This window comes from Streptomyces sp. NPDC051172, from assembly GCF_040682555.1.
GTDB lineage: Bacteria > Actinomycetota > Actinomycetes > Streptomycetales > Streptomycetaceae > Streptomyces.
Genome location: NZ_JBFBBE010000004.1, coordinates 100,120 through 120,384, shown reverse-complemented (window position 1 = coordinate 120,384; position 20,265 = coordinate 100,120). Strand labels below are relative to the sequence as shown.

The following is a 20,265-nucleotide window of genomic DNA, read 5'->3' as shown; positions in this document are numbered from 1 at the left end:
GATGAACCAAGGCAAGCAGGGCGGCATGGCGCCGGCGTTTCCCCTGTTGATCGGGGCCGTTGTCGCGGCCGTGGCCGTCAGCCAGGACAACTGGGGGGGTGCCGTGCTGGGGCTGGTGGCCGGGGCCGTCGTCTCCCTGGTCGTCTCGGCACGTCGACGAAAGCGGTAGTGCTCGATGAAGTACTCGATCCTGCTGCCGGTGGTGCCGACCCGTCCCGAGCAGGCGGTGCTGTTCGCGAACCTCGTCCAGTGGACCGCCGCCGAGCGCCTGTGGCACGGGCAGTCGCTGGTCCTCGACTCCCACCACCTGGCCACCTGGCTTGCCGGAATCGGTGTGCGCGTCCCGATGGGCTTCGGGGTCTCCCTGATGCCGATGCGATCGCCCTACCAGGCGGCCTTCGAGGCGCGCTCGGTCGCGCTCGCCACCGGGCACCCCGTGGTGGCCGGGTTCGGGCCGGGGCCCGTGTCCTTCCAGAGCGCGCTCCTGGGACAGCCGTACGCCAGGCCACTGCGGGCCTCCCGGGAGTACGCGACGATCGTGCGCGCCCTGGTGTCGGGTGACGACGCCATGGTCGAGGGCGAGTACTTCTCCGTGGCCGCCCGGCTGCTGAAGCGTCCGGCGCCACCGGTGAAGGTGGGCCTCGGGGTGTTGCGCCCGAAGATGGCGGCCCTCGCGGGCGAGGTGGCCGACCGGGCCATCACCTGGCTCCTGCCGGCCGGTTACCTCGACGAGACGCTGATCCCGGCGATGCACGGTGCCGACCGCAAGCTCGAAAAGCCCATACGCACAACGGCCATCGTGCCGGTGGCGGTCGCGCGCCAGGGCCGTGACGTGACCGCTCTGGTCGGAGCGGCCTGCGGAAACCATCTGAAGGCACCCCACTACCAGGACGCACTGCGGAAGGCCGGAATCACAGTGTCCGACCAGGGCGACGCGCAGGACGCCGCACGGGTCGTGGATGCGGGCGCCTTCCTGTACGGCACCGTGGAGCAGATCCACGACCGGCTCGCCGAGTTCGCCGCTGCGGGGGTGGACGAGGTGGTCCTCAACACGACCGGTGTCGCGCAGACGCACGGACCCAAAGCGGCTGCCCAAGACATCCTGCACATCCTCGGCAGCGCGACGGGTGTGTCGGCAGCCGACGTCGGACTGACCTGACGCGTGGCCGGCCGGGCGGCGCCCGCCCGGCGTGGCCCGAAGGAGCCGGTCCTCCCGGCCCGTGACGCGCGGTCGAGCGCGCGTCACCTCTCATCCCCTGATCACACACTTGTCCGTCAGCAGAGAGGGCGAAAGCACATGTCCCGCACCGAGAACGTCGATGTCGTCGTCGTGGGAGGGGGCCCGGCCGGGTCCACGGTCGGAAGCCTGCTCGCCAAGGCCGGCCACACGGTACTCATCCTGGAACGGGAGACCTTTCCTCGGTACCACATCGGGGAGTCCATGGTGTCCGGCATGGCTCCGCTCATGGAGGAACTGGGCCTCATAGAGGAGCTGGATGCGCGCTTCCAGCACAAGAGCGGGATCACCCTGCGATGGGGCAGGGATCCCGAGCCCTGGCGCAGCGACTTCTCCGCGGCCTTCTCCTCGACCGGCAGCCACTTCACCCACGCCTGGCACGTCACGCGGAGCGAGTTCGACGAGCTGATGCTGGACAATGCCCGCAAGCTCGGCGCCATGGTTCACGAGGCCGCCCAGGTCACGGAGATCCTCCGGGACGAGGCCGGCCGAGTGACCGGAGTGGCGTACACGCAGGGCGGTGAGACCCACCGGGCCGCCGCCCGCTTCGTGGTGGACGCCTCCGGCCAGGGCCGCGTGCTGACCCGTCAGCTGACACAGACCAGCTGGCAGGAGGACCTGCGCAACGTCGCGGTGTGGACCTACTTCGACTCCTACACGCCCATCGACTACAAGGACGACATCCTTGTCGAGGCCATCCAGGGCGGCGGCTGGGTGTGGGGCATTCCGCTCTCGGACACCAGGCTGAGCATGGGGTACGTGCTGTCCGTCGAGAAGCTCGCCGAGCGGACCCGTGGCGGCCGTACCCAGCGGGACGTCTTCCTCGACTGCCTGAACGACAGCAACGTCGCGAAGACGATGGTCGACGTGGAGGCCCTCGGTGAACTGAGCACCACACGCGACTGGTCCCATGTCTGCGACACGTTCCACGGTCCGGGCTGGGTCGCGGTGGGAGACTCCGCCGCGTTCATCGACCCCCTGTTCTCCTCCGGCGTGTGGCTGGGCACCTCCGGGGCCTGGCTGGCCGCCCGGGCGCTCGTCGTTGCGCTGGGGCACGAGGAACAGGAGGAACAGGCCCTGGAGCGGTTCGGCGCCCTCTACCGCCAGATGTTCAAGGACATCCTGGCCTACGTGCGCTTCTTCATGGACCCGACCCGGCTGCGCGAGGAGTACGAGGAGCGGGCGCGCGAGATCGGGAACATGGTCACGCAGAGTTCGCGTGTCGGGTTCATCTCGATGATCTCCGGCGTGAGCGCCGTCGCGGATGTCGTGGACTTCGACCCGATGAGTGTCGAGGAGGTCGAGGACGTCATGCAGGAGTGGGACGAGCAGGCCGCCGCGAGCCAGCAAGCCGCTGAAGGCGAGGGTGAGCGTCTCGTACGCGTGAGGTGAAGGTGTCCCACGAGGCGGCGCTCGGTCCCCTGACCGGGCGCCGAGCTGCCCGCGCTCGGCGCCCGCTTCCCGTCTGATGGGTGGGCCCGGCTACGTCCCGAGGAGTGCGTCGGCCCGCCACGGTGACTCTCGTCGCGATGGCCGCCGTGTTCCTGTGGGCCATACCCGCGCAGGCCGAAGAGAGCGCCGGCCCTCACGGCGGAACCAGGCGCCTTGGACTCACCTGGCCGAGCCTGCCGCAGGCGCCTTCGCGCGTCCTGAGGGACTGACACCGAAGCGACAGGGCCACATGTGAGCCCGGCGTGAAGCAGGTCACAGGTATGGGTTGGTCGGTCATGCGGATCACACATGGCCGACCAACCTGTGCCTGCGTTCCTGTGGACCGGCTCGTCGGACAGCGGCGGCATCACCGGTCGAGCGACTCCCCGGTCGTCGGCACCGCGTGGCGGACATCCGTCCTGTGCGTCAGATCCACTGTCGGCGAGTCGCCTGCACACCCGCCGCGAAACGGCTGGAGACGCCGAGCCGCTGCATCAGTTCGGCCATTTTCCGTCGCTCCGTGCGCACGCTGATTCCGAGTGCCCGTGCCACCGCACTGTCGGTGAGGCCGCCGGCCAGCAACTCGAGCAGCCTGCGTTCCAGGGGCGTGATCTCGTCGGGCGCCGCCTCGCCTGGAGTGGCTCCCTGAGGAAACCAGCTCGCATGATCCCAGTACGCCTGGAACAGCGCCCGCATGGCCAGGACCACCGGCCTGCTGCTGAAGAGCAGTGCCGACGTCGGCCCCTGCTCGGGCAGCCCGCTGACCACGGCGGCCGTTGTGTCCACGACCAGCAGCCGCATCGGCAGGGAGGGGGCGGTACGGACCTCGCAGTTGTGCTCGACCATCCACTGGGCATGGGACCTGGTGACGCGATCGCGCATGATGCTGTCGATGAAGATGGAACGAAAACGCACACCATGGGCGAAGGCGCGTTTGTTCAGAAGCCTGAAGGCCTCCACCGACTCCTCGGTCAGTTCTCCCGCGGGGTAGAAGGCCAGGCACTCCTGCTGGCAGGACTCTGCCAGGGCCTCAAGACGTGTCCGGATATCGTCGATGTCGTGCAGTCGCTCGATGCCCTCGACGTGTGCCGATTTCCTGGCAGCGGCGTATTCCGCGGCTATGGCGTCGAGTACCGTCCTGTTGTGCTTGATGCGGTTTTCGCGCATTGCGAGTTCCGCCTGCTCTCGTTGGAGCAGGACTCTCATCCCGCGCAATGGGTCCACGGCTCTCAGGCCCCCGGGTGAGTCCTTGGAGGGGGCGAGCAGTGACAGATCGATGAGCCGGGCTATGGCCGCCTTGACGCTGCCGTCGCCGTTGCTTGTCAGTCGGGTCAACTCGTGCGCGTCCCGTTCGTTGTGGAACAGGAACGCGCGATACACCCTGAGTGTCTCTTGGTCAAGTGAGCATATATCAGTCAAGTGAATCTTCCCCGTTTGAGTCACCTGCACGCTAACGCGCGTAGATCACGCGCCGTGGATCGGAGGCGCCAGCTCGTGCGTTCACTTTGGTTCTCCCGTCAACAGTTTGCATGGCGTCACGGTAGCGGCTGATGTTGTCTGGTGTGGCTTCCAGGTGCCCCGACATTTCCGTACCGCATGGTCCAAGGGCATTCGAAAGTTGGCTGAGGCCTCCGCCCCCCGGCAGCCGCTGGAGGCGGCACCGGTTCGTCCCCTCATGTCCTGACTCGATGTGGCAACTGGCTGCCCGGCAGCTTCCTGACGGATCTTGATGAGGACAGACGGGATGCCGGAATGATTTCCTCTTCTGGGCCGCCGATGCCGCCGGAGGAAGGCGGAGCGGCCGGGGTGAAGAGAGCGCCACTGGCTCGATGCACTCCAACGGGGCAGATACATGAATGGGAGTCCGGCCATGTTCCTGGCAGTCGCGCTCACCGGCTGAGACGCCGGTCGCCGACTCCTGGCCGTGCGCCTCGCACCGCCGGTGATCGCGGGCGACGACGCGCACACACACGATGCCGTGCCTGCCCGTGCCGGTGCGCACCATGCCGACCCGGTCACGGAGGCCCTGACCCGGCTCTCCGTATGTCATGTCACGGTCCAACTGAACAGATGATCACATCGAGGATTATGGGGGAAACTATGGCCTCGGTCATGGAATGCTGTTCCGCTTTACTGACGTCCTTTCCCGAGGGGAAGGTGTCGTCCACGGCCTCATGCTGTCCGCTCTTGTGAAAGGGGGATGGCGCAATGCTGTTCAGAATCCTGGGACACCTCCGAGTTCAGGAGGAGGTCGAGGTTCGTTCCCCCATACGGCGGGCGATTCTCACGGCCCTGCTCCTGCGGGTCGGTCAGCCCATCGGAATGACGGAACTGGCCGATCTGCTGTGGGACGATCCGCCCTCGTCGGCCAGGGCGAACATCCGCAGTCACTTCACCGGGCTGCGGCGCGATCTCGACCGGGCCCTGCCGGGGCTGAGCCGCAGGATCAAGACGTGCCGCGGCACCCAGAGCGGCTACAGGATCGAGGCCGGCCCGGAAGAGGTTGACCTGCCCACGTTCGTCCAGGCTTCCAGGCAGGGCCGCACCTGCCTCGCGTGGGGCGAGGTCGAGAAGGCCATTGCCGTACTCGAGGACGCACTGGCCCTCTGGCGTGGTCCATTCGGGCAGGATCTGCCACTGACGCGCTGGTTCGACGCACATGCGACGGGACTTCGCAACGGGCGCCTCGACACGTACGAGGACCTCTTCACCGCGTTGCTCGTCGCAGGCCGGACCGAGATGCTGTCCTACCGCATCGAGACGATCATCGCGGAAGCGCCGTATCGGCAGCGTCTGTGGGAACTCCTGGCAGCCGTGTACTGCGTCCAGGGTGACTCGGCAGGTGCCTTGAGCGTCCTCAATCGCTGCGGGGCGGTCCTTGTCGAGGACCTGGGCCTCGACGTGCCTCCGAGTATCGAGGCCATGAGGGGGGCTGCGCTCGCCTGGGACAGGGACGAGGCCGTGCGCCTGGTCGTCAACGCCGCCTCATGCCGGGCTCAGGCCCCCCTGGGGAGGAATTGGCCCGGCGCGCACGGAAGGCTGGGCACTTCAGGTGATACCGGCCCGGCTTCCCTGTCGGGAGTCTTGGCCGGGTGAAGTCCCGGCTGCGATCGGCCCGCTCGGTATGTCGTTTTCCCCGAGCGGGCCACTGCGGTCGGTTGAGCCGGCCATGAAGTCCGGTTTCGCTGCGGGCCCCCAACAGTCTTCCGCCGACACCCCGTACCGCCTGGGGCGGTTGACACTCTGTAGGCGCGGCCTGTGTTCTCGTTGCGACTTTGACCCAGAAGCACTCCACCGTATGGAAGCGCTTTTTTGGACAGAGGCCTCTTTGTCCCAAGGTGCCGAATGGAGAGCCAAGGATCAGGCCGGCGGGTGGGATGCCGCCGCCCTTGCGGTCTTTTAGAGGCGTTTCGAACGTGGTTGCGTGCACCGTCGCGTCCAATTTTCCGCGGTGGCGAATACCGCAACCGGCCGGTCGTGCGCCGACGGTGAATTAAGGAGGAGCCATGAAATACACGAGAGACCTCTCGGATGCGATAGACGACTTCGCCTCCACGCTGCTGGCCGGTGACTTCCTGTCGCAGGTCTACCACCACGAACACCGCGTGTTCGCCGGTGCGGCGGAGGAGATCAGGGGCCTCTTCGGCTGGAGCGACTTGAACGAGATCCTTGAGACGCATCAACTCAGATCCCCGCAGATGCGGTTGTCGCGGGACGGCAAGCAGCTCCCCGAGGCCTCCTACATGGAGGCGCGCGTCGTCCGGCGCGGACGCCGGCGAATCCGTGTCGATCCGGCGAGGCTGCGAGCGGCGCTGCGTGAGGGCCACACGCTCGCGCTGCGGTACGTCGACGAGATCCACCCCGGACTGTCGCAGCTCTCCGAAGCCTTCGAGCGCCGGCTGCTCAGCGACTTCGAGTTCAACCTCTACGCCTCCTGGGCGCCCACCGGCGGTTTCAACGCCCACTGGGACAACCACGACGTGTTCGCCATCCAGCTCCAGGGCAGGAAGCGGTGGCGCATCTTCGGGCGCAACGAATTCTCCATGCACCCGAGGGATTCGGCGATGGGCAGGCCGCCCGCCGGGGTCGTCGATGACCTGGTGCTCTCTCCCGGCGACGTGCTCTTCCTGCCACGGGGCTACTGGCACGACCCCGTGACTGAGGAGGGCCCCTCCCTCCACATCACCGGTTCGATCCCCTGCACCACCGCCCTGGACCTGGCCCGGTGGTTGTTGGATCAGCTCCGCGAGGACGAGGTCATGTGCGCCGAGCTGTTGCGCTTCGGTGACCCGGAGGACCCGCAGGAGGTGCTGCGGAGCGTGCGGGAGCGGCTGAATGAGGCGTTTGGGGAGGAGGACCTCCTGAAGCGGTTCTTCGCCGCCCGGGACGGCGCACAGTTCGGGAGGTTCCAACTCGGCCTCCCCGACGTCGGCCCCGTGGCGTAGCCGGATTGCACGTTCGGTCTGCATCAGGTTCCCCACCGGGTGGGCGTGACGTACTTCCTGTCGACCGGCATCAGCATCCCCACCGGGTCGCCCTGACCGCGCAGACCCGACCGGGGGGCGTGTTCTCGGAGCGGATATCCGTTACTGACTGCGGGCCCGGGTTGTCGCCCCGGATGCTGATGCGGGTGTTTCGGGGTGAGGTGCGGTGCGGTTCAAACTTTGTTGTCCGGCGTCACGTCCGACGTCCGCGCCGCGCAGATTGCCCCGGTGGGCCGTCTGGCTTCCGGGCTGCGACAAGGCCTCGGGCCAGAGCGCGGACAAGACGTTCGCCTACTCGATCAACCCCGGCGCGGTCGCCGCCCCCGGCGGCATCATCACCTCTCCCGGTGCCCCCTCCGCGGTGACCACCAAGACGCTGCCAGATCGCTACGAACCGGGCGTCATGCGACTACGCCGAAGCCCTGAGGTGCGGTGCGGTTCAAACTTTGACCACGCGGACACCGTGACCGCACAGCATGTGGAGGTCTTCGGGGTCCGAGGTCAACACGGTAACCGGGGCAGGTGAGGCGAGTGCGGTTGCGGCGACGATCGCGTCAATTGTGTATTTGCGGCCGTGAAGGCCGGCTGCGGCGAGGAGTTCGCTGGCGTGGCGGGCGGTGGCTTCGGTGGGCGGGATGATGTTGACGCGGGAGACGGCGTAGTCGAAGCGGGCCTGATCGGTTCTGGGGTCGCGGGCTTCGACGAGGGTGACGGAGCTGGTGATGACGCGGATGTCCTCGGCCTCGGCGGCGGCGAGCCATTCGGTGAGTTCGGGGGTGCGTCGTACGAGTCTGGCCAGGCCTTCGCAGTCGAGGACGAGGGTGCCGCTCACGCCACATCCACCGAGCCTGCCGCGTCACCGCGCAGGATCGCTCGCTTGGCCTCGACCGCGGCCTGGTCGACGGGGCCGTTGTCGCCTTCGGCGTCATCGATGAGTTCGCGCAGCCGGTCGCGTTCGAGTTGGCGCTGAATGAGGGCTTCGACGTAGGCGGACATGCCGCGCTTGCCGGTGCGTGCCTTGAGGGCGGCGATGGTGCCTTCGTGGAGCGAGACGGAGCCGGGCGGACGGGGCCTTCGCCGGGAGCGGGCTCGGGTGTGGGGACCATGGAGCCGCATTAACAAAACTCTTGTTATTTGCTGGGGTTATTCTGCGACGGTGCGGCTTGCCCTGAGGCAGGTGGCGGATTGCCTCGAGGGGTACAGATCTTCTGTGATCACCAAGCGGGACGATGCGTCCCGTGGGCTGACCCGTGAGGAGCCGCTCGCGCTGCCCGCGGTCGTGGACCTGGGGACCGGACCGTCCCGTTCGACCCTGCCGCCGGACCGATCGCCAACGTCGCTGCCGTCTACCGGGAAATCGCCGGTTCGATTGCCGGCGGACGCCGGCCCCACGCCGACTTCCATACCGCCGCCCACCATCGGGCGCTCGCAGCCATCGAACGCTCCGCACGAACCGGAGGCCCCGAGAATGTCGACGCGGCTGAGCTCGCAGCAGGCACAGGGCAGTCGGGTCCGGCGTCTGGCGGAACTCAGAGCACTTCGGGCAGCCCGAAGGCCGCGACGTGCTCCGCGCCCAGGAACGAGACGATCTCCGTCACCCGTTCGTGGCGCAGTGTCAGGACGGTGAGCGACCAGGCCCCGTGCACGACGTCAGGCGCTGCTCCCACGTAGAAAGCCACTGCCGGCTGCCCGTTGGCCGAAGTGAGCCGATAGCGCCAGCTCGGGCAGCGGGTCAGCGGGACGGCCGTCGCGAAGTCCATCACCGCGTCCACGCCGGCGTACCACTGCGCCAGCGGCGGCATCGACCAGGTGACGTCCTTGGTGAGCAGCGCGACCAGGGCTTCGGTGTCGCCCCGCTCCAGGGCGGTGGCGAACGAGGCGGCGATCTCACGTACCCGTGCATCGCCGATCATCCGCAGGGTCTGCTGCTGGGACACGTCCGGCACCCTCGCCGCCAGCAGCCGCCGGGCCCGGGCCAGGGCGGAGTTCACCGAGGTGGTGGAGGTGTCCATCATCGTGGCGATCTCGGCGGCGGAGAAGCCGAGCACGTCGAACAGGAGCAGCGCGGCCCGCTGGTTGCCGGGCAGGTGCTGCACGGTCGCGACGAAGGCGAGCTCCACCGCCTCGCGTTGCTCGTACCTGGCGGAGGGACCGGCCGGGCCGACCGGCAGGCCCGCGTCGGCGTAGGGGCCGATCCAGGCAACCTCCGTCAATGGCGTGGCGTCGATCACCGCGTGGCTGCTGGCCGGGCCGAGGTCCACCGGCAGGGCCCGGCGGCCGCGGCGGTCGATGGCGTCCAGACAGGTGCGGGTGGCCACCGTATAGAGCCAGGCGCGCAGCGAGCTGCGCCCCTCGAACCGTTCCAGGCCCCGCCAGGCACGCAGCATGGCCTCCTGCAGCGCGTCGTCGGCGTCGTGGGTGGAGCCGAGCATGCGGTAGCAGTGGGCGTGCAGTTCCCGGCGCAGCGGCGCCACCAGGCGGGTGAACGCGGCGTCGTCGCCGTCGCGCGCCAGTGCCAGGTCGGCGGTCGCGGACGGTCCTGAGAATTCCTCGCTCACGAGAGACGATTCTGCCTCACGGCGGAAGTCACCTCTCGGACCGTGCGTTCCGACCTCCCGAGGAGGACCCCGTGACGAGCCCCGACCCGAACCCCGAGTATCCGCACACTGCCGCCTGGTTCGACATCTCGACCCCCGACGCGCCGCGCGCCCGCCGCTTCTACCAGGAGCTGTTCGGCTGGCCGGTCAACGTGCTGGACGGGACCTACGCGCTGGTGGGTGCGGACGGTGACCGACCGACCGGTGGGATCGGCCAGGCGGGTCCGGACAGCCCGTACACCGGGATCGTCGTCTACTTCCGGGTCGCGGACGTGGACGTGGCCCTCGCCAAAGCCGAGGAGCTGGGCGGCAGCCGCCGACTGGAGCCGCAGAGCCTGCCCGGGACGGGCCGGATGGCCGTGTTCACCGACCCGGACGGCAACCCCGTCGGCCTGCTCAGCGCCTGAGATCGGAGACCCTTCATGATGACCGACTCCCTCAAGGCCGACCTGCGCCGCCATCTGCAGGATGCCCGCGAGACCGTGCTGTGGAAGCTGGACGGTCTGACGGAGCGTGACGTCCGCCGCCCGCTCACTCCGACCGGGACCAACCTGCTCGGCCTGGTCAAGCACCTGGCCGGTGTCGAGCTGCTCTACCTGGGCTGGGTGTTCGACCGGCACTACGCCGAGTCGGTCCCCTGGTTCCGCCCGGACCTGGGTCCGGCGGGGCTTGCGCCCAACACCGACCAGTGGGCCACCGCCGAGGAATCCCGTCAGTACGTCGTGGACACCTACCGCAAGGCCTGGCAGCACGCCGATGCCACCATCGAGGCGCTGCCGCTGGACGCCGTCGGCCACGTTCCGTGGTGGCCGGAGCGGGACCGTACCGCCAGCCTGCACCGGGTGCTGGTCCACCTGATCGCCGAGACCGAGCGGCACACCGGTCACGCGGACATCGTCCGCGAGCTGATCGACGGCGCGGTGGGCTATCGCCGGGGTACCGAGCGGCTGCCCGCAGCGGACGCGCAGTGGTGGACGGCGTACCGCGACCGCGTGGCGGCGGTGGCCGAGCAGAGCTGAGCCGAGCCGGCCGGGCCCGCCGACCACGGCGGGGCCGGTCCGCTCCGGTCGCGGGGGCCGTGCGCAGCTTCGGCACCAGGACGAAGGCCGAGGCCGTGCGCCTCGGCGGGCGACAGCGGATCGCCGACCAGGCGCAGGAGTCGCGGCGCGGAGGCCGATCGGTGACAGCCCGCCCGCGCGGGCCCGTCGGCGACAACTCCGCGGCGGCCACCCGGCCGTAGCCTGAGAACGCCGCCGACGGACCCACGGCGGCCGGGCGGGCCTCGGAGGCCGGCAGCCCGCGCCGTACTGGACGTGGCCACCGGCAGGCGGACCACGTGGTGGTGCTCGGCAAACGGCTCCCTCCGGCACGATGGGACCCGGCCGGGGTGACAGGGAATGGCGGAGGCGGGCGATGAGCGGATCCGGTGCTGTCGGCGGTGGGTACTCCGGTACCCCGCTCGCCAGGAAGATCGGCATCAAGGCGGGGCACCGGGTGGCACTGCTGCACGCTCCGGATCCGTTCGACATCCCCGGCCTGCCCGATGGGGCGGAGTTCACGGCGGACGGCCCACGCGGCGCCGACATCACCCTCGCCTTCCATCGCACCCACGCCGCCCTGGCCGCCGAGGCCCCCGCCCTGGCCGCCGCTCTCGCCGACCACGCCATGCTGTGGATCGCCTGGCCCCGCAAGGCCGCCGGGCACGTCAGCGACATCGCCGAGAACGATCTGCGGGACCTCTTCCTCCCGCTCGGCGTGGTCGACGTGAAGGTCGCCGCGCTGGGGGAGGACTGGTCGGGGCTGAAGTTCGTACGGCGCCGGGAGAACCGGCGTACGTCCCGCCGCGTCTGACCCAAGAATCGGCGTACGCGGAAAGTCCTTACCGTGAACGGCTAGCATCGCGGCCGGGATTGCCGGCGGCCGTGATGGGGTGAAGGGCATGCAGGACCTGGGAGCACCGCGGATCGCTGTCGCCGTGGTGACCATGGGAAACAGGCCCGCCGAGGTCGATGCCCTGCTGGAGTCCGTGGCCAAGCAGGACCTGGCGCCCGCGCGGATCGTGATCGTCGGCAACGGCTGCCCGCTGCCGGACTTCGCCGAGCGGCTGGCGCTTCCCGGCGCGGTCACCCTCCTGGAACTCGACGAGAACCTCGGCTGTCCGGGCGGCCGGAACCAGGCGCTGGCCAGGCTGCGGGAGTTCGGGGACGTCGACGTCGTAGTGGAACTGGACGACGACGGGCTGCTCGTCGACGCCGATGTGCTGCGGCGGGTACGGGACCTGTTCGCGGCCGACCCGAAGCTCGGCATCGTCGGCTTCCGCATCGCCGATGAGCACGGCGAGACCCAGCAGCGGCACGTGCCGCGGGTCGGCGCCTCGGACCCGATGCGGGGCGGCTACGTCACCGGGTTCCTCGGCGGCGGCCACGGCTTGCGGACCGCCATGCTCGACGAGATCGGGGACTGGCCCGCCGAGTTCTTCTTCGCCCACGAGGAGACCGACCTGGCCTGGCGGGCCGCCGACGCCGGCTGGCGGATCCTGTACGCACCCGAACTGCTGCTCCAGCACCCGAAGACCTCGCCGGCCCGGCACGCCATCTACTACCGGGTGAACGCACGGAACCGGGTCTGGCTCGTCCGCCGCCGACTGCCGTTGCCGCTCATCCCCGTACACCTGGGGATCTGGATGCTGCTCACGCTCGTACGGACCCGGTCGGGGCCAGGCCTGCGCGCCTGGTTCGGCGGGTTCGTGGAGGGGCTCAGGGAACCGGCGGGCGAGCGGCGGCCCATGCGGTGGCGGACCGTGTGGCGGCTGGCACGGCTGGGGCGGCCGCCCGTCATCTGACGGGAAACGGCGGAGGGGACGAGGGTCCCGGGCGTTCACCTCCGCCGACCGGGACCCTCTGACGTCCCACGGATCCGGCCACGGCGGCGTCACTCCCCCGAGTTGCGCGTTCTACGCGCGCACCCCCGGGCCAGATCCGATGAAGTGATCACATCAGGTGGCACCAACGGATCGCTAACATGTGGCCAACGGTTCTCCGTTCCGGCATCGGCCGTTTGGCGCGAAGCCGTCGGCCGGCAGCGCCGGACGGCCGCAGCCGTACGGATTCCGGCGGCGACCGCCGTGACGCAGGTGGCGGGAAACCGCCGTGACGAGGGCGGGAATCCGCCAAGGATGCGGGAAGGCAGTGGGCGGCGTGAGGCGGGGCCAGCTGCGGTTCGGACTGCTGGGACCGCCTGTTCTCTACGACGTCCACGGCGAGGCCGACGAGTCCGTCGACGGCACGGATGCCTCCCGCGAGGTCGACGTCAGGGCCGTCGGCAGCCCCAAGGTCCGCACCCTGCTCGCCGCCCTGCTCCTCGAAGCCGGCCGTGTCGTCTCCGTCGAGTCGCTCAAGGACGCGCTGTGGGGCGGGGCGCCGCCCGCGTCCGCGCAGGCCTCGCTGCACAACCATGTGGCCCGGCTGCGCAGGCTGCTCGACGACCCCGAGCGGCTGCGGGCGGTGCCGCCCGGCTATGTGCTGCGCGTCGAGCAGGGCGAACTGGACGTCCATGTCTTCGAGCGTCACCTCGCCACGGCACGCGGCGCCTTCGCCGCCTGCAACTGGGAGCGCGTCGTGCGCGAGTGCACGTCCGCGCTCGCCCTGTGGCGTGGCACCCCGCTGAACGGGCTCCCCGCCGAGCTGGGCGGATACGCCTTCGTCCAGCGTCTGAAGGAGGCACGGCTGCTGCTTCTGGAGTGGCGCTACGACGCCGAACTCGCCGTCGACGGTGCCCGACTGGACGGTCTCGTACCGGAGTTGGCCGCACTGGCCGCCGAGTATCCGCTCCGGGAGGCGTACCACCGTCAGCTGATGCTCGTCCTGCACCGCACCGGCCGCCAGGCCGAGGCGCTTGCCGTCCACCGGGATCTGCGCGCCCGCCTGGTGGAGGAACTGGGCGTGGAACCGGGCCCGGCGATGCAGGAGGCGCACGTCGAGGTGCTCGCCACCACCGGGCTCCCCGGTGCCCCACGCGAGGACGACACCGCGTCCGGCGGCACGGAAGGCCCCGCTCCGGCCCTCCCGCAACCGCTCCGCCCCGCCCAACTGCCGCCCCCGCCAGCCCACTTCACGGGCCGTACGACCGCTCTCGACGACCTCCGCAGCGCCCTGGAGCCCGGTCGTACTCCTGCGGTGGCTGTCATCAGCGGCATGGCAGGCGTGGGCAAGAGCGCCCTCGCGCTACAGGTCGCCCACACCCTGAGGGAACGTTTCCCTGACGGTCAGCTGTACATCAACCTGCACGGCGCCACACCCGGCATGACCCCCCTCCCGCCCACCCAGGCCCTCGCCGCCCTGCTGCGTGACCTGGGCACCGAGCCACGCCGCATCCCCGAACACCCGGACGCAGCCGCCGCGTTGCTGCGCTCCCTGCTCGCCCCGACCCGCACCCTCCTGCTCCTGGACGACGCCGCGCACGCCGCTCAGGTGCGGCCGCTGCTGCCGGCCGGCGCGGGCTGCGCCGTGATCGTCACCAGCCGTTCGCCGCTGACCGCCCTCGACGGCGCCCGCCGCTTCCCGCTCACCGTCCTGAGCGGCGAGGAGAGCGCCGAGCTGCTGCGAGCGGTCTCCGGCCGTGACGCCCTGGACGCGGCCCATCCCCTCGTCGAACTCACCGGCCGCCTCCCGCTCGCGCTGCGCGTCGTCGCCGCCCGCCTCGCCGCGCGCCGAGCGCTCACGCCCGAGGCCCTGGCCGGTCAACTCGCCGCGACGGAAGGCAGATTGCATCACCTGGAGTACGACGACCTGAGCGTCCGCCGCTCCCTGGCCGTCGCCCATGACGCGCTCGCCGCCTCGGAACGGGAGGTCGACCGGGACGCCGCTCTCGTGCTGCGCGGTATCGGCGCGCTCGACCTGCCGGCGTACGGCGCCCCGCTCCTCGCCCACCTGGTCGGCACCGACGAGCGTCGCGCCGAGGCGGCACTGGACCGGCTCGTCGACGTGGCCCTCCTGGAGGAGACGGCATACGGCCGCTACGCCCCGCACGACCTGGTCCGCGACTTCGCCCGCGAACTGGCCGGAGGCGCCGGCGACGTGGATGCCGCCCTGCCCTGGTACGCCGCCGTCGCCGAGCGCGCCCTCACCGCTATCGTCGAACCCGGCCTCGACCAGGACGACCGCCGCCGCCCGACCGCGTCCCAGCCGCAGGACCACGCGGAACATGTCGCCGCCCTCCCCGCCTTCGAATCCGCCGGACAGGCCTTCGCCTGGGGCGACACGGAACTGGTGAACATCGTCACGCTGGTCGAGCGGTACGCCGAGGAAGCCGGTGCCGACTGCGACGCACAGGCCCTCAGGGCCGCCCGCATCTCGACGCTGATCCGCCTCTTCTTCCCGTACCTGCTGCGCAGTGGCCGGGTCGCCGAGATGGAGGTGCTCGGCCGGGCCGCCCTGCGTGTGGCCCGGCGGCTCGGTGACGAGGCCGCCGAGGCGTACGCGCTGGGCGACCTCGCCGGGCTGCACTTCCTGACCGGACGGCAGAGCGAGGCCCTCGACCTCAACGACCGGGCGCTGACGATCTGGCGGCGGCTCGACCATGTCTCCTGGATGCGCCGCTGCCTCAACAACCGTGGCCTGCTGCTCGAAGGGCTGGGCCGCTACGAGGAGTCCGGCCGGGCGCTTCGGCAGAGCCTGGAGTACTCACGGCAGTTGAAAGACCCGCACGGCGAGGCCGTGACCCACAGCCACCTCGGCAATCTGTACGAACACACCGACCCGCGGGCCGCGATCGAGCAGCACCGGCGATCGCTCGCCATCGGGGACGAGATCGGCGCCGTGATCGTGCAGCACTCCGCGCACTGCAACATCGGCTACGCCCACCTCACCCTCGGCGAACCGGCCGCCGCCGTACCCCACTTCGAGGAGAGCCTGCGGATCCTCGGCGGCCACGGCGACTGGCACGGCGAGTCCCAGACCCGGCTCGGGCTGGTGCGCGCCCTGCGGCTGCTCGGCCACACGGAACGGGCCGCCGCCGAGTGCGCCGACCTCCTCCACCGCGCGGACGCCCGCGCCGACCGCTACACGGGCGGCCTCGCCCGCCACCAGCACGGGCTCCTCCTGCGGGAGCGGGGAAGTGCCGAGCAGGCGTACGTGCAGTGGCGCGCAGCACTTGCCGCACTGGACGGCACGGACGAGAAGTCGGTATTGGCCGAACTCAGGGAACTGCTCGGCGAGACCCTCCCGTAGCTACGAACAGCCACGCCGCCGGCCCCGCCCCGCAGCTACGGCGGCCGGTCACCGCTCACTTCGCATCCGCATAACACTCCACCACCGCCGTGGTGAACGGAAACCGCACCGGCGTCTCCCCGAACGTCAGCCGCCCCGCCAGCTCCGCCGCCTCCCGGATCGCCGCCACCACCGCTTCCGCCTCCCGCTCGGGACAGTGCACGATCACCTCGTCGTGCTGGAAGAAGACCAGCTCGGCCGCCATGCCCGCACAGCTCTGCCGCAGCGCGGCGAGCACCAGCAGCGCCCAGTCGGCGGCGCTCCCCTGGACGACGAAGTTGCGGGCGAAACGGCCGCGGGCGCGGGTGTTGGTGGAGGCGTAACCCGGCACCCACTCGGCTCCGGTGGGGGTCTCCGCCGGTTCGTCCTGCGGGATGCCCGCCTCCTCCGCCGCGTCCTCGCCCGCCCCGGCGGCCGGCGGGCAGGTCCGCCCCAGCCAGGTCCGCACGAGCCGCCCCTCCTCGCCCGCGCGCGCCGCGTCGTCGACGTATGCGACCGCCTTGGGGAAGCGGCGTCTGAGGGCGGCGAGGTTCTTCAGGCCGTCGCCGGAGGTCTGGCCGTAGACCGCGCCGAGGACGGCGAGCTTGGCCTGGGCGCGGTCGCCGGAGAAGGCCCGGTCGGAGACCGACTGGTAGAGGTCGGTCTCCCGCCCGGCCACCTCCATCAGCCCCGGGTCGCGGGAGATGGCGGCCAGCACCCGCGGCTCCATCTGGTCGGCGTCCGCGACGACCAGCCGCCAGCCGGGGTCGGCGACCACCGCGCGCCGGATGACCTTGGGGATCTGCAGGGCGCCGCCGCCGTTGGTGACCCATCTGCCGGTGACGGTCCCGCCCGCGAGGAACTCGGGCCTGAACCGCCCCTCCCGCACCCAGTCCTGCAGCCAGGACCAGCCGTGGGCGACCCAGATGCGGTACAGCTTCTTGTACTCGACCAGCGGTTTCACCGCCGGGTGGTCGACGGACTCGATCTCCCAGCGGCGGGTCGACTTCACCTTGATCCCGGCCTGCGCGAACGCCTTGATGACGTCCGCGGGCAGATCGGGCCGGACGCGGCGCCCGAAGGCGGCGGACACCTCGTCCGCCAGCTCGGCGAGGCGGCGGGGCTCGCCACCGCCCGCGTACCGCTCGCCGAGCAGTTCGTGCAGCACCCGGCGGTGCACCTCGGCGCTCCAGGGCAGCCCGGCGCGGTTCATCTCGGCGGCCACCAGCATCCCCGCCGACTCGGCGGCGGTCAGCAGCCGCATCCGGTCGGGGTGCGCGGTGGCGTCGTGCCGGCGCTGCTGCTGGGAGTACACCTCGACGAGGTCGGGCAGCGGCACATGGACGGCCTGCGGTTCGAAGAGCGGGGACTGCGCGCCCGGTTCGGCGGAGCGCAGGGGCGGGTCGGGCGGTACGGGGCCGCCGCGGAGCCGGGCCAGAGCGGCGGCCGCCGAGCGTGGCTCGCCGTACCGCCCCTCGTGGCCCAGCAGGAGGGTCTCGGCGTCCTCGATGTCGTAGCACCGCTCCACTCGCACCCCCGTGGCGAGCAGCCGCGGATACACCTCGGCCGTGGAACGCCACACCCACCGCACGACCTCGGGCCGCCCCCGCACGGCCGTCGCGAGGTCGGGCTCCCACAGGACCGGCCCGGCGAGCAGCCCGTCCGGACCGAGGGGGGCGAGCTCCACGCCACCGTCCTCGGCCGGAGCGAGCGCCCAGCGGTCGGTCATGGTTGCGAGTGTGGCAGGGGGGTCTGACAGTGGCCTCCCGGCAGGCCGTCAGCTCTCCTCGCCGGGGACCTGCAGGTACTGCGCGAGCGCCTTGGCGAGCTCGGCCTCCACCGTCGCCTTGTCGAGGCCGAGGCCGGCCAGCACCCCTTCGCCGTTCTCGAACTCCAGCAGAGCCAGCAGGATGTGCTCGGTGCCGATGTAGTTGTGGCCGAGGCGGAGGGCCTCGCGGAAGGTGAGTTCCAGCACCTTCTTGGCGTCGGAGCCGTAGGGGACGAGCTCCGGGACCTCCTCGGCCGCGGGCGGGAGGGCGGCGGTCGCCGCCTGGCGCACGCTGTCGAGCAGGACGCCCTGAGCGGTGATCGCCTTGGCCGCGAGGCCGTCCGGCTCGGCCAGCAGTCCGAGGATCAGGTGCTCGGGGCGGCCCTCGGCGTTGTGGGCCGCGATCGCCTCGTTGTGGGCGGCCATCACCACGTTGCGGGCGCGCGGGGTGTAGCGGCCGAAGCCCTGGTTCGGGTCCAGGTCGGTGGACTCCTTGGGCACGAAGCGCTTCTGCGCCGCCTGCCGGGTGACCCCCATGCTCTTGCCGATGTCCGTCCAGGAGGCGCCCGAGCGGCGCGCCTGGTCCACGAAGTGACCGATCAGATGGTCCGCCACCTCACCGAGGTGGTCGGCCGCGATCACCGCGTCCTGGAGCTGCTCCAGAGGTTCGGCGTGGACCTTCTTGATGGCCGCGATGAGTTCGTCGAGACGCACGGATGGCGTGAAGTTCGGGTTCGTCGACATGTGTCAACCGTAGGTTGACACGAGAGGAGCGTCAACCCCGGGTTGACACCTGAGGCCGTCACGCGTGCGTGCCTACTTCGGCGACGCCGCCAGCCGTACCGCCAGCCCTGTGAACACCGTCCCGCTGAATATGTTCAGCCCGCGCGCGATCCGGCGGCTGCGGCGCAGCAGTGCGGAGAGCTTCCCCGAAAGAAGGCCGATCGAGCCGTCCACGCCGAATCCCATGACCGTGATCGTCAGCCCGAAGACCAGGAACTGTTCGCGCACATGCCCCAGTCCGGGATCCACGAACTGCGGCAGGAAGGCGACGTTGAAGAGGATCACCTTGGGGTTGAGCAGATTGGTGACCGCTCCCTGCCAGAAGGCCCGCCGTCGGCCCGGCCCCGCTGCCGCCCCCTCCTCGACCGGCACCGCCCGGTCCCGGAAGGCCTTGACCGCGAGATAGAGCAGATAGGCGGCACCCGCCCAGCGCAGCACGTGATAGAGCGTCGGCAGGGCCAGGAACAGCGCCGACAGACCGAGCGCCGCGGCGACCGTGTGCACGAACATGGCGCAGGCCACGCCGAACGCGGCCAGCACTCCCGTCCTGGGCCCACCCCGTCCGCCCATCGCCACGATGAACATCATGTCGGGGCCGGGAGTGACGCAGAGGACCAAGGCGGCGACCAGGAAGGCCGCGTACGAAGACATGTCCACCATGTGTCCATGCTCGAACCGGCGAGGGAGAGGAGCGAACGAATTTCGATGGGTGAGACGAGTGCTGCGAAACGCCATGTGAGGGGCACGGTGACGGTGATTGACTCATCTGCCATGACCACGACCACGCTGACGACGAGCTCCTCCACGGCCCCTGCCGCTGCCCCGACTCCGGCCCCCGTCACCGACGTTCCCGCGGTCGTCGACGAGACGGCCCGGCTCCTCACCGAGCACTACGTCTTCCCGGAGGCCGCCGAGCAACTGGCCGTGCTGCTGCGCCGGCGCCTGGCGGAGGGGGCGTACGACGTGGAGAGCGCCGAGGAGCTGAGCGGGCTGGTCACCGCGGACCTGCAGTCCGTCAACGGCGATCCGCACCTGCGCCTCATGTACCACCCCGAGCAGGTGCCGCAGGGCCGGGGCGAGGCCGCGGAAGCCGCGATGCGCCGCAAGTTCGACACCTCCCTGGGCGGTGTGCCCCGGGTGGAGCGGCTGACGGGCGGCACCGCCCTGCTCGAACTGGCCCCCTTCCTCTTCCCGCTGTCCTGGTCGGCCGAGCCGCTCGCCGCCGCGCTCACCCTGGTCGCCCGCGCCGAAGCGCTCATCCTGGACCTGCGGGGCAACGGCGGCGGCGACCCGGACACCGTCGCCTTCGTCTGCAGCTACCTCCTGGACGAGCACACGCACCTCAACACCATGTACGCGCGCGTGGGCGACCGCCACGACCAGTCCTGGACCCTGCCGTACGTCCCCGGCGCCCGCTTCGGCGGCACCAAGCCGGTCCACGTACTCACCGGTCCCCACACCTTCTCGGCCGCCGAGGAACTGGCCTACGACCTCCAGCAGCTGGGCCGCGCGACCGTCGTGGGGGCGAGCACCCGCGGCGGCGCCCACCCGCGGGAGGGCTGGACGGTCCACCCGAACCTGGAGGCCACCATCCCGGTCGCCCGTGCCGTCAACCCGGTCTCCGGCACCAACTGGGAAGGCACCGGCGTCCTCCCCGACGTTCCGTGCCCGGCCCCCGACGCCCTCGACCGCGCGCTGGCCCTGATCCGCGGCTGACCCG

Annotated in this window: 18 protein-coding genes and 1 pseudogene; 12 read left to right on the top strand and 7 right to left on the bottom strand. The window is 70.6% G+C overall.

What is annotated here, in order from left to right:
* The first annotated feature begins 1 nt into the window (after position 1).
* The 3 genes from AB0N07_RS03740 (at position 2) to AB0N07_RS03730 (ending at position 2,629) form a co-directional block, all read left to right on the top strand.
* Complete coding sequence (locus tag AB0N07_RS03740; RefSeq protein WP_365831719.1) at positions 2–169, top strand: hypothetical protein; 168 nt, start codon at positions 2–4, stop codon at positions 167–169.
* A gap of 6 nt (positions 170–175) precedes the next feature.
* Positions 176–1,159 (top strand): LLM class flavin-dependent oxidoreductase, encoded by a 984-nt coding sequence (locus tag AB0N07_RS03735; RefSeq protein ID WP_365831717.1) that lies wholly within the window; start codon positions 176–178, stop codon positions 1,157–1,159.
* A 138-nt stretch (positions 1,160–1,297) separates the two neighbouring features.
* Positions 1,298–2,629, top strand: a complete 1,332-nt coding sequence (locus AB0N07_RS03730) for an FAD-dependent oxidoreductase (protein ID WP_365831715.1) — start codon at positions 1,298–1,300, stop codon at positions 2,627–2,629.
* Positions 2,630–3,094: 465 nt separating this feature from the next.
* Here the strand turns inward: AB0N07_RS03730 and AB0N07_RS03725 are convergent, their stop codons facing one another.
* The gene (locus AB0N07_RS03725; RefSeq protein ID WP_365831713.1) at positions 3,095–4,117 is read right to left on the bottom strand and encodes a LuxR C-terminal-related transcriptional regulator; all 1,023 of its coding nucleotides are present in this window, start codon (positions 4,115–4,117) and stop codon (positions 3,095–3,097) included.
* Positions 4,118–4,876: 759 nt separating this feature from the next.
* Between AB0N07_RS03725 and AB0N07_RS03720 the strand changes: the two genes are divergently transcribed.
* Both AB0N07_RS03720 and AB0N07_RS03715 read left to right on the top strand, forming a co-directional pair.
* On the top strand, positions 4,877–5,764 hold the full coding sequence (locus AB0N07_RS03720; protein WP_365831711.1) for a BTAD domain-containing putative transcriptional regulator: 888 nt from the start codon (positions 4,877–4,879) through the stop codon (positions 5,762–5,764).
* Positions 5,765–6,174: 410 nt separating this feature from the next.
* Positions 6,175–7,113 (top strand): cupin domain-containing protein, encoded by a 939-nt coding sequence (locus AB0N07_RS03715; protein ID WP_365831709.1) that lies wholly within the window; start codon positions 6,175–6,177, stop codon positions 7,111–7,113.
* A 478-nt stretch (positions 7,114–7,591) separates the two neighbouring features.
* Here the strand turns inward: AB0N07_RS03715 and AB0N07_RS03710 are convergent, their stop codons facing one another.
* The 3 genes and pseudogenes from AB0N07_RS03710 to AB0N07_RS03700 all read right to left on the bottom strand — a co-directional run bounded on the left by AB0N07_RS03710 (position 7,592) and on the right by AB0N07_RS03700 (position 9,710).
* Positions 7,592–7,984: a PIN domain-containing protein gene (locus tag AB0N07_RS03710; RefSeq protein ID WP_365831707.1), complete on the bottom strand. Its 393-nt coding sequence runs from the start codon at positions 7,982–7,984 to the stop codon at positions 7,592–7,594.
* Positions 7,981–8,258: pseudogene (locus tag AB0N07_RS03705) on the bottom strand (hypothetical protein). Before AB0N07_RS03705 ends, AB0N07_RS03710 begins: the two are co-directional and overlap by 4 nt.
* A gap of 423 nt (positions 8,259–8,681) precedes the next feature.
* Positions 8,682–9,710, bottom strand: coding sequence for a sigma-70 family RNA polymerase sigma factor (locus AB0N07_RS03700; RefSeq protein ID WP_365831705.1), 1,029 nt, complete (start codon positions 9,708–9,710; stop codon positions 8,682–8,684).
* Positions 9,711–9,781: 71 nt separating this feature from the next.
* Between AB0N07_RS03700 and AB0N07_RS03695 the strand changes: the two genes are divergently transcribed.
* From AB0N07_RS03695 to AB0N07_RS03670, 6 genes are all read left to right on the top strand, one after another.
* Positions 9,782–10,156: a VOC family protein gene (locus tag AB0N07_RS03695; protein ID WP_365831703.1), complete on the top strand. Its 375-nt coding sequence runs from the start codon at positions 9,782–9,784 to the stop codon at positions 10,154–10,156.
* A 15-nt stretch (positions 10,157–10,171) separates the two neighbouring features.
* The gene (locus AB0N07_RS03690) at positions 10,172–10,768 is read left to right on the top strand and encodes a DinB family protein (RefSeq protein WP_365831701.1); all 597 of its coding nucleotides are present in this window, start codon (positions 10,172–10,174) and stop codon (positions 10,766–10,768) included.
* 59 nt (positions 10,769–10,827) lie between these two features.
* The gene (locus AB0N07_RS03685; protein WP_365831699.1) at positions 10,828–10,989 is read left to right on the top strand and encodes a hypothetical protein; all 162 of its coding nucleotides are present in this window, start codon (positions 10,828–10,830) and stop codon (positions 10,987–10,989) included.
* 173 nt (positions 10,990–11,162) lie between these two features.
* Positions 11,163–11,600, top strand: a complete 438-nt coding sequence (locus AB0N07_RS03680; RefSeq protein WP_365831697.1) for a DUF3052 domain-containing protein — start codon at positions 11,163–11,165, stop codon at positions 11,598–11,600.
* 97 nt (positions 11,601–11,697) lie between these two features.
* Positions 11,698–12,591: a glycosyltransferase gene (locus tag AB0N07_RS03675; RefSeq protein WP_365831836.1), complete on the top strand. Its 894-nt coding sequence runs from the start codon at positions 11,698–11,700 to the stop codon at positions 12,589–12,591.
* A 355-nt stretch (positions 12,592–12,946) separates the two neighbouring features.
* The gene (locus tag AB0N07_RS03670) at positions 12,947–15,976 is read left to right on the top strand and encodes a BTAD domain-containing putative transcriptional regulator (RefSeq protein ID WP_365831834.1); all 3,030 of its coding nucleotides are present in this window, start codon (positions 12,947–12,949) and stop codon (positions 15,974–15,976) included.
* Between the two features lie 55 nt (positions 15,977–16,031).
* On the opposite strand, the gene AB0N07_RS03665 is transcribed toward AB0N07_RS03670, so the two are convergent.
* The 3 genes from AB0N07_RS03665 to AB0N07_RS03655 form a co-directional block, all read right to left on the bottom strand.
* Positions 16,032–17,723 (bottom strand): bifunctional 3'-5' exonuclease/DNA polymerase, encoded by a 1,692-nt coding sequence (locus tag AB0N07_RS03665; protein ID WP_365831695.1) that lies wholly within the window; start codon positions 17,721–17,723, stop codon positions 16,032–16,034.
* Between the two features lie 48 nt (positions 17,724–17,771).
* On the bottom strand, positions 17,772–18,506 hold the full coding sequence (locus AB0N07_RS03660; RefSeq protein ID WP_365831693.1) for a Clp protease N-terminal domain-containing protein: 735 nt from the start codon (positions 18,504–18,506) through the stop codon (positions 17,772–17,774).
* A 72-nt stretch (positions 18,507–18,578) separates the two neighbouring features.
* Complete coding sequence (locus AB0N07_RS03655; protein ID WP_365831691.1) at positions 18,579–19,205, bottom strand: LysE family translocator; 627 nt, start codon at positions 19,203–19,205, stop codon at positions 18,579–18,581.
* Positions 19,206–19,316: 111 nt separating this feature from the next.
* On the opposite strand from AB0N07_RS03655, the gene AB0N07_RS03650 reads away from it, so the two are divergent.
* The gene (locus AB0N07_RS03650; RefSeq protein ID WP_365831689.1) at positions 19,317–20,261 is read left to right on the top strand and encodes a S41 family peptidase; all 945 of its coding nucleotides are present in this window, start codon (positions 19,317–19,319) and stop codon (positions 20,259–20,261) included.
* Positions 20,262–20,265 lie beyond the last annotated feature (4 nt).

Excerpts from the sequence above, each read along its gene's own strand:
- AB0N07_RS03740 (WP_365831719.1), top strand. The coding sequence starts at position 2 with ATGAACCAAGGCAAGCAGGGCGGCATGGCGCCGGCGTTTCCCCTGTTG.
- AB0N07_RS03735 (WP_365831717.1), top strand. The coding sequence starts at position 176 with ATGAAGTACTCGATCCTGCTGCCGGTGGTGCCGACCCGTCCCGAGCAG.
- AB0N07_RS03730 (WP_365831715.1), top strand. The coding sequence starts at position 1,298 with ATGTCCCGCACCGAGAACGTCGATGTCGTCGTCGTGGGAGGGGGCCCG.
- AB0N07_RS03720 (WP_365831711.1), top strand. The coding sequence starts at position 4,877 with ATGCTGTTCAGAATCCTGGGACACCTCCGAGTTCAGGAGGAGGTCGAG.
- AB0N07_RS03715 (WP_365831709.1), top strand. The coding sequence starts at position 6,175 with ATGAAATACACGAGAGACCTCTCGGATGCGATAGACGACTTCGCCTCC.
- AB0N07_RS03690 (WP_365831701.1), top strand. The coding sequence starts at position 10,172 with ATGATGACCGACTCCCTCAAGGCCGACCTGCGCCGCCATCTGCAGGAT.
- AB0N07_RS03680 (WP_365831697.1), top strand. The coding sequence starts at position 11,163 with ATGAGCGGATCCGGTGCTGTCGGCGGTGGGTACTCCGGTACCCCGCTC.
- AB0N07_RS03665 (WP_365831695.1), bottom strand. The coding sequence starts at position 17,723 with ATGACCGACCGCTGGGCGCTCGCTCCGGCCGAGGACGGTGGCGTGGAG.
- AB0N07_RS03660 (WP_365831693.1), bottom strand. The coding sequence starts at position 18,506 with ATGTCGACGAACCCGAACTTCACGCCATCCGTGCGTCTCGACGAACTC.
- AB0N07_RS03655 (WP_365831691.1), bottom strand. The coding sequence starts at position 19,205 with ATGGTGGACATGTCTTCGTACGCGGCCTTCCTGGTCGCCGCCTTGGTC.
- AB0N07_RS03650 (WP_365831689.1), top strand. The coding sequence starts at position 19,317 with ATGACCACGACCACGCTGACGACGAGCTCCTCCACGGCCCCTGCCGCT.